The organism is Metallibacterium sp., assembly GCF_054637675.1.
On the sequence record NZ_JBTSRB010000059.1, the window covers coordinates 1 to 15,775 of the forward strand.

Genomic DNA, 15,775 nt, shown 5'->3' on the forward strand with positions numbered 1-15,775 from the left:
CGACTCCCGACTCCCGACTCCCGACTCCCGACTCCCGACTCCCGACTCCCGACTCCCGACTCCCGACTCCCGACTCCCGACTCCCGACTCCCGACTCCCGACTCCCGACTCCCGACTCCCGACTCCCGACTCCCCACTACCGGCTCCGGCAAGCTATCCGCCCACCACCTCGGCATACACCGCCAGCGTGGCCTGCTGCGTATCAGCGAGACGGTAACGGGTCAGTGGGGCGATCGGCGGCGCCAGGCGCAGCAATTCTGCGGCACGCTCGACCAGGCGCGCTTCGTCCAGTGCCGGTACGCGTCCGGCGGGATACAGCTCGGCCAGCAGCTCGCCAACGCCGCCGTGGGCGTAACCCAATATCGGCCGACACAGGGCGAGGGCTTCAAGCACGGTGCGACCGAAAGCCTCGGGTTGGGTCGAGAGCTGCAGGATCAGATCGGAGATGGCGTAGACCTCGCGCACATCGCTGCGCGGTGGGGTGATCGCCACGGCGTCGGCCACGCCCAGCGCCTGCGCCAACTGCCGCAACTCGCGCACATAGGCGGCGCGCGCGGGCTCGTCGGCGCCCAGCAGCAGCAGGCGCGCGGCGACGCCACGGGTCTTCAGCGCGGCCAGCAGGCGCAGCGCGTGGGCGTGGCCCTTCAGGCGCGTGCCGCGTCCGGGCAGGGTCAGCAGCGGCGCGCCCGCCAGATGCGGAAACTCGGCGAAGAACGCCGCGCGCCAGGCTGGATCGGGGCGGTAGCCGTAGGGAAATTCATCGGCATCAACGCCACGCGGAATCAAACGCACGCGCTCCTGCGGCAGATCGGGATAGTGCTGCTGCACGTGATCACGCACCGTTTGCGAGACCATGATCACGCGCTCGCCGCGGGTGAGCACGGCGCTGTAGGCACTGGGCGAGTTCAACCCGTGCACGGTGGTCACGAAGTGCGGGGGCGGGTCGAGCCCGCGCAGGGCGATGCGCGCCAGCCACGCTGGCAACCGCGAGCGCGCATGCACGACATCCGGCTTGAGCGCGGCCAGCGCGCGCCGCAGCGGCACGATCTGCCCCAGCGTGACCAGCGACTTGCGTCCCAGCGGCAGGCTGATGTGCTCGCCGCCCTCAGCTTCGAGGCGCTGCACCAGGCGGCCGCCGGCGGAAATGACCACCGCGCGATGTCCTGCCGCGACCAGCGCGCGCGCGATTTCGAGCGTGCTGCGTTCCGCGCCGCCGCTGTTCAGCGCCGGAATCAACTGCACCACCGTCAAGCGGCGCTCTGCGGGGGAAGGCTCGGGTCGGATCACGGCTCTGCGTCAGGAACGATGGCCTGCCGGGATGGCGGCAGGATTGATGCAAAATTGAAATTATTGATGCAACCGGCGCAAAACGTGCGCCGGTGGCGCTCAGGCCTCGAGCTTGAGTACGTAGTGCGCGCCGCAATAGGGGCACACCGACTCGCCGCCTTCGTCCTCGATGGCCAGATACACGCGTGGATGCGAGTTCCACAGCGTCATGTCGGGCATCGGGCAGGACAGCGGCAGATCGGCGCGGGTGATCTCGTAGCGGTGCTCGGTGTTGGCCGGCTTGAGGGCCGCGGCGGCGGGATCGGTACGGGTCATGACAACCTCCGGGGATGGGCGGATCAGGCGCTGCGAATGGCTGGGTGGTGCAAGCATCCGCCCGCACCGCACCTCACGCCGGCAAAGCAGGTGCGCGGGACATCAAGTGTAACGTCTGCGCATCTTCGCAGCGCTGCAAGCGACGCCACCCCGCGGCTCTGGCATGCTGTGCACCCCCATCACGTGATGTCGCCATGGACTTCGCCCGTTTCATCGCGCGCCTGCACGCCATCTTGCTCAACCCGCGCGCCACCTGGCCCGAGATCGCCGCCGAGCCGTCCAGCATCGGCAGTGTGTACACCGGCTGGGTACTGTGGCTGGCGGCGATCACGCCGTTGGCGACTTTCATCGGCCTGGGCGTGTTCGGCATGTCGGCACCGTTCATCGGCACCGTGCGTTTCGGCTTCGGCGCGCTGTTCGGGCAGATGCTCAGCAACTATCTGTTGACCCTGCTGCTGGTGTTCGTGATGGCGCTGATCACCGCCGCGCTGGCGCCCAGTTTCGGCGCGCGCAACGACCGCGTGCAGGCGCTGAAGGCCATCGCCTATGCGTGGACACCGGTATGGATCGTGGGCGTGCTGCACCTGATTCCGCTGCTGGGCGCGTTGACCGCGGTGCTGACGCTGGCGGCAACCGTGCTCAGCGTGCGGCTGCTGTGGCTGGGCTTGCAGAGCACGCTCGATGTGCCCCATGAACGCGCCGTGGCCTACACCGCGGTGATCATCGCCATCGCCATCGTGCTGGGCCTGGTCATCGGTTGGAGCAGCATGATGTTGAGCGGCGTGGGCGCGTTGACGCGTGGCAGCGAAAGTTTTTCGTTCCAGTCCAATGGCAAGTCCGTGGACCTGGGCGCCCTCGCACAAGCCGCCAGGCAAATGCAGGCCACCGACGCAGCGATGCAGGGCAAGCCGCTCAGCGGCGCCGCGGCGGCGCCCGATGCGGCGCCGCTGAAACCGCTGGCGCCGGACCAGATCGCCGCGCTGCTGCCGGCCAGTCTGCCCGGCCTGGCGCGCGGCACGGTGGACAGCACGCGCGGCGGCATCGGCACGCTGTTGGTCAGTTCGGCCAAGGCCTACTATGGCAGCGGCGCGCAACGCATCAAGCTCGGCATCACCGACATGGCCGCCAACCGCGGCATGCTGGCCCTGGTTGGCATGGTGCAGCAGGATCAGGAATCGGCCAGCGGTTACCACAAGGTGTTCCAGCAGAACGGGCGCACCGTGCAGGAGCAGTGGACCGACGCCGATCGCCGCGGCGAATACACGCTGATCGTCGGCAATCGCTTTCTGGTCGAGGCCACGGGCGAGGGCCCCGACATGGACGCGCTGAAGCAGGCCGTGAACGCGGTCGATCTGACCGCGCTGGACAAGCTCAAGCACACGCCCGGGAAATGAACGCCCGGGCTTGGGCGGCTACAGCAACTCGAACAGCAGCAGCTCGCTGTCGCGCTCGGCGCTGAGCTGCAGCGCCGCCTCGTCGCGCAGCCCGAGGCCATCGCCCGCGCCCAGCGCGATACCGTCGTTGACCCGCACCGCGCCACGCGCCACCTGCAGCCAGGCTCGCGGCGGCGACAGCGCCAACGTGGCTTGCGCGCCGGCGCGCGGACGCCACGCCCACACGCGCGCCTCGGCGTGCAGCGGCAAGGTATCGGCCGCCGCCGCGATCGGCGCCGCCAGCAGCGTCCAACCGGCGCCGAGCTGCAGCGGCGTGTAGCCGCGCTGCGCATACGACGGCGCGCGATTGGAGCGATCCGGCTGGATCCACACTTGCAAAAAATGCACTGGCGCCTGCGCCGTGGCATTCATTTCGCTGTGGCGGATGCCGTGTCCGGCGCTCATGCGCTGCAACTCGCCGGGGCGGATCACGCCCTCAGCGCCGGTGGAGTCACGATGCGTCAATGCGCCCTCCAGCACCCAAGTGAGGATTTCCATGTTGGCGTGGCCGTGCTCGGCAAAGCCCGCATCGACTGCCACGCGGTCCTCGTTGAGCACGCGCAGCGCGCCAAAACCCATCCACGCCGGGTCGTGGTAGTGGCCGAAGGAAAACGTGTGCCGACTGTCCAGCCAGGCGGTTTGCGTCTGGCCGCGCGCGGCGGCGGGTCGCTGGATCAACATGATGCACGCGCGCGCGACCGGATCGGCCGCGCGCATTGCGCGAACTCAGTGCTTCATGCCCGGCTTCATGCCGGCCGGCTTCCTGGCATCGGCTTCCACGGTGATGCTGATCTGCACCGCATCCGAGACCATCGGCACGTAAGCGCCCACGCCAAAGGCGCTGCGCTCGATGCTGGCGGTGGCATTGAAGCCGATCGCCGGCACATGCAGCATTGGCTGCTCGCCGATCTTGTTGAGGCGCGCATGCAACGTCACCGGCTGGGTCACGCCATGCGCGGTCAGCAGACCCTCGATGGTCAGATCACCGGGCTTGGTGCCGGGAATGACCTTGGTGCTCTTGTAGGTGATATCAGGGAATTGGGCGGCATTGAAGAAATCGGCTTCCTTCAGATGCATGTTCAGCGCCGGCACGTGCGTATCCAGCCCCGACATCGGCATGGTTACCCGCACCGAGGACAGCGCTGGATCCTGCGCGTCGTACACCAAGGTGCCCTCGACCGTATTCATGTTGGCGCAGGGCATGGAGAAACCGAAATGATCCCAGCAGAAACGCACTTGGGTGTGATCAAGATTGAAGGTGTAAGTCACCGGCGCGGCGAAAACCGGCGCCGCCAGCAACGCCAGACCGGCCGCGAGCATCGCATGAGACAAACGCATGGGAACATCCTCCACAGTGGGTGCAGAAAACCGACGAAGCCGCATCAGACGATGCTGCAAACCTCGTCGAAATCGAAGCGCGGGCTGCGCGGAAACAAATCGCGGCTGGCATCGCCGTAACCGATGTTGATCAGGAAATTGGACTTGAACGTGGTGTTGGCGAAAAAGACCTCATCGATCCGCGCGTTGTCGAAACCGGACATCGGCCCGCAATCCAGGCCCAGCGCGCGCGCGGCGATGATCAGATACGCGCCCTGCAGGGTGCCGTTGCGAAACGCGGTGATCTCGCTCAGCGCCTGATTGCCGGCGAACCAGCTACGCGCATCGGCGTGCGGAAACAACTTGGGCAGGTGCTCGTAGAAAGCATGGTCGGTGGCGACAATCGCGGTTACTGGCGCCGCGAGCGTCTTGGCGCGATTGCCCTCGGACAGCGTTGGCGCCAGCCTGGCCTTGGCTGCCTGCGATTTGACGAACACGATGCGCGCGGGCGAGGCGTTGGCGCTGGTCGGGGCCATCTTCGCCAGGTCGTACATCGCGCGCAGTTGCGCATCGCTGACTTCGCGCGGCAGGAAGGCGTTGTAGGTGCGCGCTTCGCGAAAAATCTGGTCGAGCGCGGCGGCGGACAATTCGGGCTGCATCGAAGCTCCAATAATGGATGCGCAACAGGGCGCGACGCGGCACAGTGTAGGCGCGACGCGCGCCGGCCACGGCGCGCAGTCGGCAATGCACTGTCAGCAACCCATAGACAATGCCGCCTCGGCGGCGTCCCGCGTGGAGCAGCGATGCACTCGATCTGGGCGATCACCGACGGCGCCGCCGGCAACCGGCGCCAGGCGCTGGCGCTGGCCGCGGCGCTGGGCGGCGAGGTGCGCGAGCTGGAATTGCACGTGCGCGCGCCATGGTCATGGCTGGCGCCGCGCCTGAGTCTGGGCGGACGCCTGGCCTGGGATGCCGCGGCGCGCGCGCAACTGGCGCCGCCCTGGCCCGATCTGGCGATCGGCTGCGGCCGTCAGGCGGCGTTGGCCACGCGCCTGCTGCGCCACCTCGGCAACGGACGCTGCCGCAGCGTGCAAATCCTCGACCCGCGCACCGATCCACGGCACTGGGATGTGGTCATCGCGCCGCGCCACGACGATGTGCGCGGCGCCAACGTGCTCAATCCGCTGGGCTCGCTGCATGCGATCGACGCCGCCTGGCTGAACGATGCGCGCGACGCCTGGCACGCCTTCGCGCGACTGCCGGCGCCGCGCATCGGCGTGCTGCTGGGCGGGCCGCGGCGCGGCGTGGCACTCGACCCTGCTTGGCAAGCGGCACTGGTGGCGCAACTGCGCGCGCTGCTGCGCCACGGTGGCAGCGCGCTGATCGTGGCTTCGCGGCGCACGCCCGCGGATCTGGTCGATGCCTGCGCGGCGGCGGCCGGCGCGTGGCCCCAGCGCGTGTGGCGCGGTGCGCGGGACGGCGCCAATCCCTACCCCGGCGTGCTGGCCTGGAGCGATCGTCTGCTGGTCAGTCCGGACTCGGTGAACATGCTCAGCGAAGCCGCCGCCTGCGGCGTGCCGGTGCATAGCGTCGTCGGCGCACCGCTGCCGGCGCGTCTGGCGCGTTTTCATGCCGCGCTGCGCGAGGGTGGCTGGCTGATCGACGCCGACGCCGTCTATCGCGCGCCGGCTCCGCTGCGCGAAACCGCGGCGATCGCCGCGCGCGTGCAGGCAATACTGCAGCGCACACGCTGAGCCGGAAGTGGAAGCCGGAAGCCGGTGGTAGCGTCGCGCGGTGTCGCCCCTCGTCATCCCCGGCGTGCGCAGCGCGGACCGCGGATCCAGTGCCTTGTCGAGCGCTGGCTGGATGCCCGCTTTCGCGGGCATGACGATGCAAAGGAACTCGGCTATCGGCCCCCGGCTACCGGCTCCATCGGCGCAAAAGAAAACCCGCATTCCGCGGCCACGCGCAGCACCCCGGCTGCGTGCTGCATCAGCGCCGGTTCGCGCGCGACCAGGCGCGGGCGGTCGTCCAGGGTGCAGGTCAGCGCACGCTGCAGCAGCACGCCGTGCGCGGCGCGCAGCGTTGCGGCGGGCGCAGGCGCCAGCGCGCGTGCACTTTCCAGCGCACCGATCAGCGCTGCGGTGGATGTGCTCTCGGTCAACAGCGGCACGCGTGCCGCGTGCACAAGCGCCAGGCCTTGCAGCAGAAATTCGAGATCCAGCAAGCCACCGGCGCCCTGCTTCAGATCGAAACGATCGGCATCGGAGCGATCGCGCTCGGCGCGCCAGCGTTCGCGCATGGCGCTGACCTCGGCTGCGACCCGCGCGAGCACGCGTGGCTGCGCCAGCACGCGCTGCCGCAACTGCGCGAAGGAAGCGCCCATCCGCGCATCACCGCAGACCACGCGCGCGCGCACCAGCGCCTGATGCTCCCAGGTCCAGGCGCGTTGCTGTTGATAGCCGGCATAGGCATCCATGCTTTGCACCAGCAGACTCTTGCTGCCGTCCGGGCGCAGCCGCGTATCGATGGCGTAGAGCTGCCCGGCGCGGGTGACCGTGCCCAGCCAGTGCACCACGCGCTGCGCCAGACGCTGATACCACTGCGCGCCTTCCAGCGGGCGCGCACCATCGCTGCTCGCCGCGGCGCGCGCGGAGTCATACACGAAGGCCACATCGAGATCGCTGGCGAAGCCCAGCTCATGTCCACCGAGGCTGCCATAACCGATCACGCAAAAGCCCAGGCCCGGACCCGGCAGGCGGCCGTGGCGCGCAACCAGCTCGCCTTCGGCCAGGCGCAGCACGGCGTTGAGCACCGCCTCGGCCAACGCCGCCAGACGCCGCGCCGTGGCCAGTGCGTCGGCGCGTGCGTCGGCGAAGGCCAGGCCGAGGCGAAACGCCAGACTGGCGCGTGCCTCGTTGATGCGTTCCAGCTCCTGCTCGGGGCCGCGCTCGTCCAGCGCATCGAGCAGATGCGCGATCTCCGAGGCGATGTCGGCGGCCTTCAACGGCAGATGTTCGATGCGCGGGTCGAGCACGTCGTCCAGCAGCAGCGGCTGCGCGAGTACACGCCCGGCCAGAAACGCGCGCTCGGCGCACAGACTGGCGAGGCGCTGCAGCGCGGCGGGCGCTTCTTCCAGCAGGGCCAGATACGCCGGACGCCGCGCGGTGTTGTGCAGCAGCCGCAGCAGACGCGGCAGCGCGAGTTGCGGCGCGGCGCTGTGGCGCGCGGCATGCAGCACGCGCGGCAACAAGCGTTCCAGGCCGGCGCGCGCGGACTCGCTCATGCCGCGCACGGCGTGGCTGCCGGCCAGCGCCTGCAGCGCGGCGCCGGACTCGGCGTCCAGCGCGCAGGCGCTCAGCTCGGCGGGGGTGGCGCTGCCGCTTTGCATGTCGCGCCACAGCGTCAGCAGTGCATCCTGCCCGGGCACGCTGGCCGGCGCGGCGCCACCGAGGATCGGCGCGAAGGCAGCACTGACCACGGCGCGCTGCGCGGCCAGCGCCGCATCGAGCGCAGCGGCATCGGCGTAGTCCAGACCTTGCGCGATGCGCAGCCGCGCCAACGGCTCGGCGGGCAGCGCGTGGGTTTGCGCATCGACGTACATCTGCACGCGATTCTCGACGTGGCGCAGTAGCGTCCAGGCGCGGCGCAGCAGACGCGCGCGTTCGCCGGCGATGAAACCGCGCCGTTCGGCCGCGGCCAGTGCGCGCAGCAGGCCGGGCTCGCGCAGGCCGGGCTCACGTCCGCCGCGGATCAACTGTTCGAGCTGCACGCTGAACTCGATTTCGCGGATGCCGCCCGGGCCGAGCTTGAGATTCTCGGCCAGATCCTTGCGCGCCACTTCGGCGTCGATCAGCGTCTTCATCGCGCGCAAACCGGCGAACGCGGTGTAATCCAGATAGCGGCGATAGACGAACGGCCGCAATTGCGCCAGCAATTGACGCCCGGCGACGAGATCACCAGCCACCGGGCGCGCCTTGATCCAGGCATAGCGCTCCCAGTCGCGGCCTTCGCTCTGGTAATAGGCCTCCATCGCCGCGAACGACCACGCCGGGCGTCCGGCGCTGCCGTAGGGACGCAGACGCAGATCCACGCGCGCGACCTGACCATCGGCGGTGACCTCGCTGAGCAGGCCGACGAATTCGCGCGTCAGCCGCGCGCAGTACTCGCTGGCCTCCAGCGCGCGCGCGCCATCGCTGGATCCCTCCTCGGGATAGGCCAAAATCAAATCGACATCGGATGAAAAATTCAGTTCGCTGCCACCGAGTTTGCCCAGCGCCAGCACCACCATGCGTTGCGCTTGACCGCGCGCGTCGCGCAGCACACCGTGGCGCGCGCGCAGGCTGCGCTCGGCGTGGCGCAACGCCAGCTCCAGCAGCGCCGCGTACAGGCTGCTGGTGTCGGCAAGCGTGTCTTCGAGAGAGTCCAGCGCGTTGACATCGCGGAAGATCAGCCGCAGCGCTTCGCGCGCGCGTTGCTGGCGCAACTGCGCCAAGGCCGTGCCGCGCTCCTCGGGCAGCCCCGGTCCGGCCAGCAGACGCGCGCCTGGATCGCCGCCGCTGCCCAGCCAGTACAGGCCCGCCGGCGCCAGCAGATGCGGCTGCGCACGCAGTACGCCATAGGCGAAATCGCTGACCAGCAGCAGGCGCTGTACGCGCTCGGCGACGCCGGCATCGTCGTAATACGGCACGCCGGAAACACGCAGATGCGCGACCAGATCGGCGTAACGCTGCGCGAGCAACGCGCGCAGCGGTGGCGCCAGCGGCAGCGCCGCGGTAGCGGGCGATATCACCTGGCTCATGCCGCGGCGGGCAACAGCGTATCCAGCTCGCGGCCGATGGCCTCGGGCGTATCGGTCGGCGCGTAGCGCTTGCGCGCCTTGCCCTCGGCATCGATCAGAAACTTGGTGAAATTCCACTTGATCGCCTGCGAGCCAAGCACCCCGGGGGCCTCGCGTTTCAGCCACTGATACAGCGGATGCGTGCCGGCGCCGTTGACCTCGATCTTGGCGAACAGCGGGAAACTCACCTCGTAATTGAGCGTGCAGAACTGACGGATTTCCGCGGCATCGCCCGGTTCCTGGTGGCCGAACTGGTCGCAGGGGAAGCCGAGGATTTCCAGCCCGCGTGCGCGGTATTGCCGATACAGCGCCTCCAGTCCGCGGTATTGCGGGGTGAACCCGCACTTGGAAGCGACGTTGACGATCAGCAGAGTCTTGCCCAGGTAACGCGCGAGGGCGATGTCTTCACCGTCCAGACTTCTGACGTGCAATTCATCGAGCGGGCACATGCGCGGCTCCACATGGATAGGGGAACGCGGTATAGCACTTGCGACGCGCCGCCGCAGTGCTGAATCGGCACCGATGATCGTGTTCCAATAGCGCATGCCTCGCCGTTTGCCGATTCTGTTTGCCGCGCTTGCTCTGCTGCTGGCTGGCTGCTCGCATGCCCCCAGTCCGTGGCTGCTGACCGATGTGCGCGGGCATTTGCCCAATCTGCGCTTTCATCTGACCAATGACCTCGGCCAGCCGGTGACCGGCGCCAGCTACCGCGGCAAGGTGGCGCTGCTGTACTTCGGCTACACGCACTGCCCGGATGTATGCCCGACCACACTGGCGCATCTGACCGTGGTGCTGCAAAACCTCGGCCCGCTGGCGCAGCACGTGCGCGTGCTGTTCGTCAGCGTCGATCCCAGGCGCGACACGCCGGCGCTGCTGCACGCCTACACAAGCGCCTTCGGCCCGCACATCATCGGCCTGACCGGCACGCCCGATGCGATCGCGCGCGTGGCCAAGCGCTACCGCGTGGCCTACAGCTACGGCAAGCCGGATGCCAGCGGCAATTACGTGGTCAACCACAGCGCCGCGATTTTCATTTTCGACGCGCGGGGTCGCGTGCGCCTGCTGGCGACCGAGAGCAATTCCGTCGCGCAACTGACCCACGATCTGCATTTGCTGCTGACGGAGCCCAAGGCATGAACCCGCACTCTTCCCTGCTCGGCATCTGCCTGCTGCTGGCGCCGCTGCTCGCCAGCGCGGCGCCGCCGTCCTTGTCCATGCACGCCATGCCCGGCATGCAGCCGGCGCGCGCAGCCAGCGCATGGCCGACTGCACCGGTCGCGGTCACCAACGCCTGGGTGCGCTGGCTGCCGGCCGGGCTGCCGATGGGCGGCTATCTGCGCATCACCAACCACGGCACGCACATGCTCGAGCTGGTCGGCGCGCGCAGCGCCAGCTTCGGCATGGTGATGCTGCACGAAAGCACCCACCGCGGCGGCATGGAGCGCATGGTGCACGTGGACGCGGTGACGATCGCGCCGGGCGCCACGTTCGCTTTCGTGCCCGGCGACTATCACCTGATGCTGATGCACGCCGCGGATACGGTGAAGCCGGGCGGCAACGTGCGCATCGATTTGCAGTTCAAGGGCTATGCGCCCTACCCCGTGCAATTCACGGTGCTGCCCGCCGACGCGCATTGACGTGCCGGCGTGCATCCAGCGCCAGCCAGCGCCGCATCGCCAGCAGTGAGGCGATGACGCTCATCATCGCCGCCGGAATCCAGATGATCAGGCCACCGAGATATTGATCGGTCTGGAAGGTCAGCCACGGAAACACGCGCCCGCACACCTCGAAGGCCGGATACAGGTTCTCGGTGGTGAAGGTGATGAAGGCGCCCATCATGATCTGCGGCAGCGCCACCAGCAGCGGCAGCACCACGCGCATGCCAGGCGACAGCCGCGCCGGCGGCCTGGCGCGCGGGTCCAGCACCAGCCACCAGAACAGCAGGCCATCGAGCAACATGCTCCAGTTCATCAGCCGGTAAATGCGGTCGTCGAGCATGGCGACGAACTCCACCGGCGGATACAGCCACAGCGCGATCAGCCCGACGAACAGCAGCGCCGCAACCCACGGATCGAGCAGCACGTTCAAGGCCCAGCGTACTGGCGGCAGCCGCCGCGCCGGACGCAGCAGGCGTGTACGCAGGCGCAGCGGAATGCCCGCGCGCAGTTGCGGGCCGGGATAGGCCAGCGCGATCAGGAACGGGCCGAGATGGTGCAGTACCAGATGCTGCAGACGCTGCAGGAAAAACGCATGCTCGGAGAAATAATCCCAACGCGACTGCATGGCCACGTAACTCAGCGCCAGACCGATCCACCACGTCGCCTGGCGCCAGCGCGAGACCGGGCGCAGGCGCTGCCCGCGCAGATACAGCGCGATACCCAGCAAGGTCAGCAGCCACGCCGTGGGCGAGGGTTCCCATGGCACGAAAAATCCAGGCAGCGCGTGCATCGCCAGCGCTTAGCCCAACGGCACGTACTGGATCAGTTGTGGCGCGGCGGCATGCATCGGCAGCAACCAGTGATCGGCCAGCAGAAAACCGAACAGGGCGGCCAGGTAGATGATCGAGTAGCTGAAGGTGCGCATCGCGAATAGCTCATCCGGCGGATGCAGCATGCGCACGGCGTAGTACAAGAACCCGGCATCCAGAATCAGCGCGCCGCCGAGATAAAACAGGCCGCTCATGCCGGTCAGATACGGCAGCAGGGTCGCCAGTGCCAGCAACACGGTGTAAGCCAGCAGATGCCAGCGCGTGACCACCACGCCGTGGGTCACCGGCAGCATCGGGATGCCGGCGCGCGCGTAATCAGCGCGGCGGAAGATCGCCAACGCCCAGAAATGCGGCGGCGTCCACAAGAACACGATCAGCACCAGCAGCAGCGCGTGCGGCGCCAGCGTGCCGGTGACCGCCACCCAGCCCAGCGCCGGCGGCGCCGCACCGGCGATGCCACCGATGACGATGTTCTGCGGCGTGGCGCGCTTGAGAAACGCGGTGTAGACCCCCGCGTAACCGATCAACGAGGCCAACGTCAGCCACGCGCTGAGCACATTCACCCACAGCGCGAGGATCAGCATCGACGCCGCGCCCAGCGCCAGCGCGAACAGTAGCACCTGCCGCGGACGCAGCGCGCCCGTCGCCAGAGGGCGGTGCGCGGTGCGCGCCATCACGCGGTCGATGCGCTGGTCGATGAGGTGATTCAGCGCCGCCGCCGAGGCCGCCGCCAGCCAGATGCCGGCCAGCCCGAGCAGCAGCGCGCGCCACGGCGGCAGGCCTGGCACCGCCAGCAGCGCGCCGATCAGCGCGGTGAACACCAGCAGCGCGACCACGCGCGGCTTGGTCAGCTCGAGATATTCACGCCACAGCGCCACTCAGAACTCCCGTTGCGCGGGCGGGCGCTGTGTGGCAGCCAGCAGCCAGACCATGGTGAACAGCAGCAGCGCGGCGCCGGCATTGTGCGCCGTGGCCACATCCAGCGGCAGCCCCAGCATCACGTTGCCGATGCCCAACAGCACCTGCGCGCACAGCAACAACGCTAGCACGATGCCCTGCGGCCTGAGGCCCGCGCGCGCCGCGCGCCATGCCAGCAGCAGCCCGTAAACGAACACGATCAGCGCGCCGATGCGATGCGTCATCTGGATCGCCGCGCGCGCCGATTCATCCAGCACGCCACCCTCGTAGTTGGCGCCGATGTCGCGCCACAGAATGAAGCCCTGATGGAAATTCAGCGCCGGCCACCAACTGCCCGCGCACAGTGGAAAGTCCGTGCCGCAGGCCAGCGCAGCGTAGTTGGTGCTGGTCCAGCCGCCCAGCGCGATCTGCATCACCAGCAGCACCAGGCCCAACACCACCCAAGGCAGCAGACGCCGCGCGCGCGCCGCGCGCGTACCCACTCCGCTCAGGCGCAGCGCCGCGTAAGCCAGCAGCGCGAACGTGGCCAGTCCACCCAGCAAATGACTCGTCACGATGGCCGGCTTCAGCAGCAGGGTCACCGTCCACATGCCCAGCATGGCCTGGAAGATGATCAAGCCCAGCGTCACGCTCAGCACCTTCCACGGCGCCGCGCGGCACAGCCACCATGCGGCCAGCAGTGGCAGCGCGATGGCGATGCCGGCCAGCGCGCTGGAATACACATGCTCGCCACCCATGTATAGCCAGACGCCCGCCGTCGCGGCCAGCGCGGCCACGATCACCGCATAGCGCGGCCCGCGCTGGCGCCACACCGCGCCCAACGCCAGTAGCAGCACCAGCACGCCCAGCGTGCCCGCGATAAAGCGGTGCACCTGTTCACGCCAGGCCAGATGCACCGCTACCGACCGCTGCGGAAAGGCTGCATCCGCGGCAGCGATCGCGGCATGATGCACCGGCCACGTGATACGCCCGTAGCAGGTCGGCCAGTCCGGGCAGGACAATCCGGCATTGGACAAGCGCACGAAGGCACCGAACACGATCACGCCCAGCGCCAACGCGGTGGCGATCCATGCCAGTGGCCGCACCCATGCGGGTTTGACGATCACTTGAACAGCCTCCGCAGATCCTTGTTGATGCCAGCCACGGAGACCGCCGGCGGGTAATACACGATCGCGGTGCCATCCGCCGCCACCAGAATCACCGCGACTTGATCGGCCGGTTTTGGAACAAAGCGCAGCAATGCCGCGGCGCGGGTTTGTCCCAGCATCCAGGATTGCAACGCACCATGCGTGTCGGCCACTACCGGCGCTGCGCCGACATAGAGCAAACGCAGGTTCTTGCTGCTCTTGTTCAATCCCACTTGCGCGTTGTGCAGCATGTAGAGCTTGTACAGGCAGGCGGCGGCGCAATCCGGCCCAACCAGCGCCATCAGGGTGTACTGCGGCGTCGCCGCCTTCCACGGCCAGTTCTTGCCACCAGCCAGGCTCACCTTGAGGCCGGCGAAGCTTTCCTGAGGCACGATCGGCTGCCCGTGGCTGCGCGCGCTGGGCACCCATCCGGACAGCGCTAGGATTGCCGCCAACAGCATCGGCGCGAAAAACACGGCGGCGATCAGCAGCAGTTGGCGGCGGCCGCGACGGACGTCAATCGGAACGTTCATGCGTTGCAATCATTCCTGGCGATCATTTTTGGGCGGCTCGGCGCGCCGATGCAGGACGATGAAAATCACCAGCGCCGCGGCGGCAAACGAGAACCACTGGAAAGCATAGGCCTGGTGCCGCGCAGGCGGGATGAAGGTGGGCGTCCACTCGCGCAGATAGGCCGATTTCGGATTCGGGTCGAGCAGCAAGATGCCCGGGAACAGGCGCTGATCGAGGTCGCGACTAATCTGGCTCAGTTCGAGGTAGGTGCTCAGCTTGGGCCACTGCGTTTGCCGTGCGATCTGGTCGCCGCCCAGCTTCAGCCCAGGCGGCGGCATTGATGCGTAAAGCCCGTGCAGCGTGACCTCGCCAGTGGGCAGCGGCGGCATGACCGGCTTGTTGCGCTCGCTGCCGGTGTGCGGCAGGAAGCCGAGATTGACGATCACCATGCGTTCGCGCCCCTGCACCACGAACGGCACGTAGACATCGACGCCGACCTGCTCGCCGATAGTCTGGTCGTCCCACATATAGACGCGGTCCTGCAGATAGTGGCCACGTACCGCGACGTGCGCGTAGCGATGGTGTGGCGCCGTGTTGCTGACCGCGGCAAACGGAATCAGCGGCGCATCGCTGGCGTGGGCAAAGCGCGCCAGCAAATGCTCCTTGTAGGCCGCGCGGTCCAGTTGCCAGATGCCCAGGCGCACGAAGATCGCGATTCCCGCCAGTGTCAGCAGCACCGCGAACCACGACGGGCGGCGCAGCCTCAGCACCGACCATGCCTCGATGCGGCGCGGTTTATACTCGGATCGTTACTGGCGAGGCGCGCGCTCATGCATACCCTGTTCAAAACCGTGCTGATTCTCATGTTGCTGGCGGCGATCTTCAGCCTCGGCCAGGCGCTGTTTTTCATGATGACCGATCGCGAGGGTAGCAATGGCAAACGTACCGCCTGGGCGCTGACGCGCCGCATCGGATTTTCGCTGGGCGTATTCGTGCTGGTGATCATCGGCATCCTGACCGGCCTGCTCAAGCCGCACGGTCTGGGTGGCTGAGCAGCGACGCCGGATCGTTCGAGCGTACCGGAGTCCCCGCTGCGCACGCTGGTCTACATGATGTAGACGAACAGAAACAGGGCCAGCCAGACGATATCCACGAAGTGCCAGTACCACGCCACCGCCTCGAAGGCGAAGTGGTGTTCCTTGCTGAAATGTCCGCGCCAGGTGCGATACAAGATCACCAGCAGCATGATCGTGCCCAAGGTCACATGCAGGCCGTGGAAGCCGGTCAGCAGGAAGAACGTGGCGCCATAGATGCCGCTGTGCAGGGTCAGATTCAGATGCGTGTACGCATCGATGTACTCGTGCGCCTGGAACCACAGGAACAGGGCGCCCAGAATCGGCGTGGCCGCCAGAAACACCAGCATGCGGCGGCGATGTCCGTCGCGCAGCGCATGGTGGGCGATGGTGATGGTCACGCTCGATGACAGCAGCAGCAGCGTGTTGAGCAGTGGCTCGCCCCACGGCGGCACCGTCTTGAA

18 protein-coding genes are annotated in these 15,775 nt (G+C 67.9%); 5 read left to right on the plus strand and 13 right to left on the minus strand.

Annotated elements, in window-relative coordinates:
* Positions 1-153: 153 nt before the first annotated feature.
* A complete protein-coding gene (locus tag ACYDAT_RS13810; RefSeq protein WP_461450782.1) occupies positions 154-1,287 on the minus strand; it encodes a glycosyltransferase in 1,134 nt (377 codons plus the stop codon).
* A gap of 99 nt (positions 1,288-1,386) precedes the next feature.
* Positions 1,387-1,602, minus strand: coding sequence for a zinc-finger domain-containing protein (locus ACYDAT_RS13815; RefSeq protein ID WP_461440355.1), 216 nt, complete (start codon positions 1,600-1,602; stop codon positions 1,387-1,389).
* Between the two features lie 194 nt (positions 1,603-1,796).
* Between ACYDAT_RS13815 and ACYDAT_RS13820 the strand changes: the two genes are divergently transcribed.
* Entirely contained in the window at positions 1,797-2,996 is a 1,200-nt protein-coding gene (locus ACYDAT_RS13820) for a Yip1 family protein (RefSeq protein ID WP_461450784.1), read from the plus strand.
* 18 nt (positions 2,997-3,014) lie between these two features.
* On the opposite strand, the gene ACYDAT_RS13825 is transcribed toward ACYDAT_RS13820, so the two are convergent.
* The 3 genes from ACYDAT_RS13825 to ACYDAT_RS13835 are packed head-to-tail and all read right to left on the minus strand — an operon-like array spanning position 3,015 to position 5,011.
* Positions 3,015-3,752, minus strand: coding sequence for a pirin family protein (locus ACYDAT_RS13825; RefSeq protein ID WP_461440353.1), 738 nt, complete (start codon positions 3,750-3,752; stop codon positions 3,015-3,017).
* A gap of 9 nt (positions 3,753-3,761) precedes the next feature.
* Positions 3,762-4,373 carry a YceI family protein gene (locus ACYDAT_RS13830; RefSeq protein WP_461440352.1) on the minus strand — a complete coding sequence of 204 codons (612 nt, stop codon included), beginning with the start codon at positions 4,371-4,373 and terminating at the stop codon, positions 3,762-3,764.
* Positions 4,374-4,417: 44 nt separating this feature from the next.
* Entirely contained in the window at positions 4,418-5,011 is a 594-nt protein-coding gene (locus ACYDAT_RS13835; protein ID WP_461450786.1) for a malonic semialdehyde reductase, read from the minus strand.
* 144 nt (positions 5,012-5,155) lie between these two features.
* Between ACYDAT_RS13835 and ACYDAT_RS13840 the strand changes: the two genes are divergently transcribed.
* On the plus strand, positions 5,156-6,106 hold the full coding sequence (locus tag ACYDAT_RS13840; protein ID WP_461450788.1) for a mitochondrial fission ELM1 family protein: 951 nt from the start codon (positions 5,156-5,158) through the stop codon (positions 6,104-6,106).
* Between the two features lie 152 nt (positions 6,107-6,258).
* On the opposite strand, the gene glnE is transcribed toward ACYDAT_RS13840, so the two are convergent.
* Both glnE and ACYDAT_RS13850 read right to left on the minus strand, forming a co-directional pair.
* Positions 6,259-9,153, minus strand: a complete 2,895-nt coding sequence (gene glnE / locus ACYDAT_RS13845; RefSeq protein ID WP_461450790.1) for a bifunctional [glutamate--ammonia ligase]-adenylyl-L-tyrosine phosphorylase/[glutamate--ammonia-ligase] adenylyltransferase — start codon at positions 9,151-9,153, stop codon at positions 6,259-6,261.
* Positions 9,150-9,641, minus strand: coding sequence for a glutathione peroxidase (locus ACYDAT_RS13850; protein WP_461439530.1), 492 nt, complete (start codon positions 9,639-9,641; stop codon positions 9,150-9,152). Before ACYDAT_RS13850 ends, glnE begins: the two co-directional genes overlap by 4 nt.
* 94 nt (positions 9,642-9,735) lie before the next feature.
* On the opposite strand from ACYDAT_RS13850, the gene ACYDAT_RS13855 reads away from it, so the two are divergent.
* Both ACYDAT_RS13855 and ACYDAT_RS13860 read left to right on the plus strand, forming a co-directional pair.
* Positions 9,736-10,329, plus strand: a complete 594-nt coding sequence (locus tag ACYDAT_RS13855) for an SCO family protein (protein ID WP_461450792.1) — start codon at positions 9,736-9,738, stop codon at positions 10,327-10,329.
* A complete protein-coding gene (locus ACYDAT_RS13860) occupies positions 10,326-10,829 on the plus strand; it encodes a copper chaperone PCu(A)C (RefSeq protein ID WP_461450794.1) in 504 nt (167 codons plus the stop codon). The genes ACYDAT_RS13855 and ACYDAT_RS13860 overlap by 4 nt, the downstream gene beginning before the upstream one ends.
* On the opposite strand, the gene ACYDAT_RS13865 is transcribed toward ACYDAT_RS13860, so the two are convergent.
* Genes ACYDAT_RS13865 through ACYDAT_RS13885 form a run of 5 tightly spaced genes read right to left on the minus strand, consistent with a single transcriptional unit; the run spans position 10,801 to position 15,008 of the window.
* On the minus strand, positions 10,801-11,640 hold the full coding sequence (locus ACYDAT_RS13865) for a cytochrome c oxidase assembly protein (protein WP_461439533.1): 840 nt from the start codon (positions 11,638-11,640) through the stop codon (positions 10,801-10,803). The two genes, ACYDAT_RS13860 and ACYDAT_RS13865, sit on opposite strands and share 29 nt — an antisense overlap.
* 9 nt (positions 11,641-11,649) lie before the next feature.
* Positions 11,650-12,558, minus strand: a complete 909-nt coding sequence (gene cyoE / locus ACYDAT_RS13870; RefSeq protein WP_461439534.1) for a heme o synthase — start codon at positions 12,556-12,558, stop codon at positions 11,650-11,652.
* The gene (locus tag ACYDAT_RS13875; RefSeq protein WP_461450796.1) at positions 12,559-13,704 is read right to left on the minus strand and encodes a COX15/CtaA family protein; all 1,146 of its coding nucleotides are present in this window, start codon (positions 13,702-13,704) and stop codon (positions 12,559-12,561) included.
* A complete protein-coding gene (locus ACYDAT_RS13880) occupies positions 13,701-14,258 on the minus strand; it encodes a hypothetical protein (protein ID WP_461439536.1) in 558 nt (185 codons plus the stop codon). Before ACYDAT_RS13880 ends, ACYDAT_RS13875 begins: the two co-directional genes overlap by 4 nt.
* 9 nt (positions 14,259-14,267) lie before the next feature.
* The gene (locus tag ACYDAT_RS13885) at positions 14,268-15,008 is read right to left on the minus strand and encodes an SURF1 family protein (protein WP_461450798.1); all 741 of its coding nucleotides are present in this window, start codon (positions 15,006-15,008) and stop codon (positions 14,268-14,270) included.
* 60 nt (positions 15,009-15,068) lie between these two features.
* On the opposite strand from ACYDAT_RS13885, the gene ACYDAT_RS13890 reads away from it, so the two are divergent.
* Complete coding sequence (locus ACYDAT_RS13890) at positions 15,069-15,290, plus strand: twin transmembrane helix small protein (RefSeq protein WP_461450800.1); 222 nt, start codon at positions 15,069-15,071, stop codon at positions 15,288-15,290.
* A 53-nt stretch (positions 15,291-15,343) separates the two neighbouring features.
* On the opposite strand, the gene ACYDAT_RS13895 is transcribed toward ACYDAT_RS13890, so the two are convergent.
* A partial coding sequence (locus ACYDAT_RS13895; protein ID WP_461450801.1) for a cytochrome c oxidase subunit 3 occupies positions 15,344-15,775 on the minus strand: 432 nt, incomplete at its 5' end.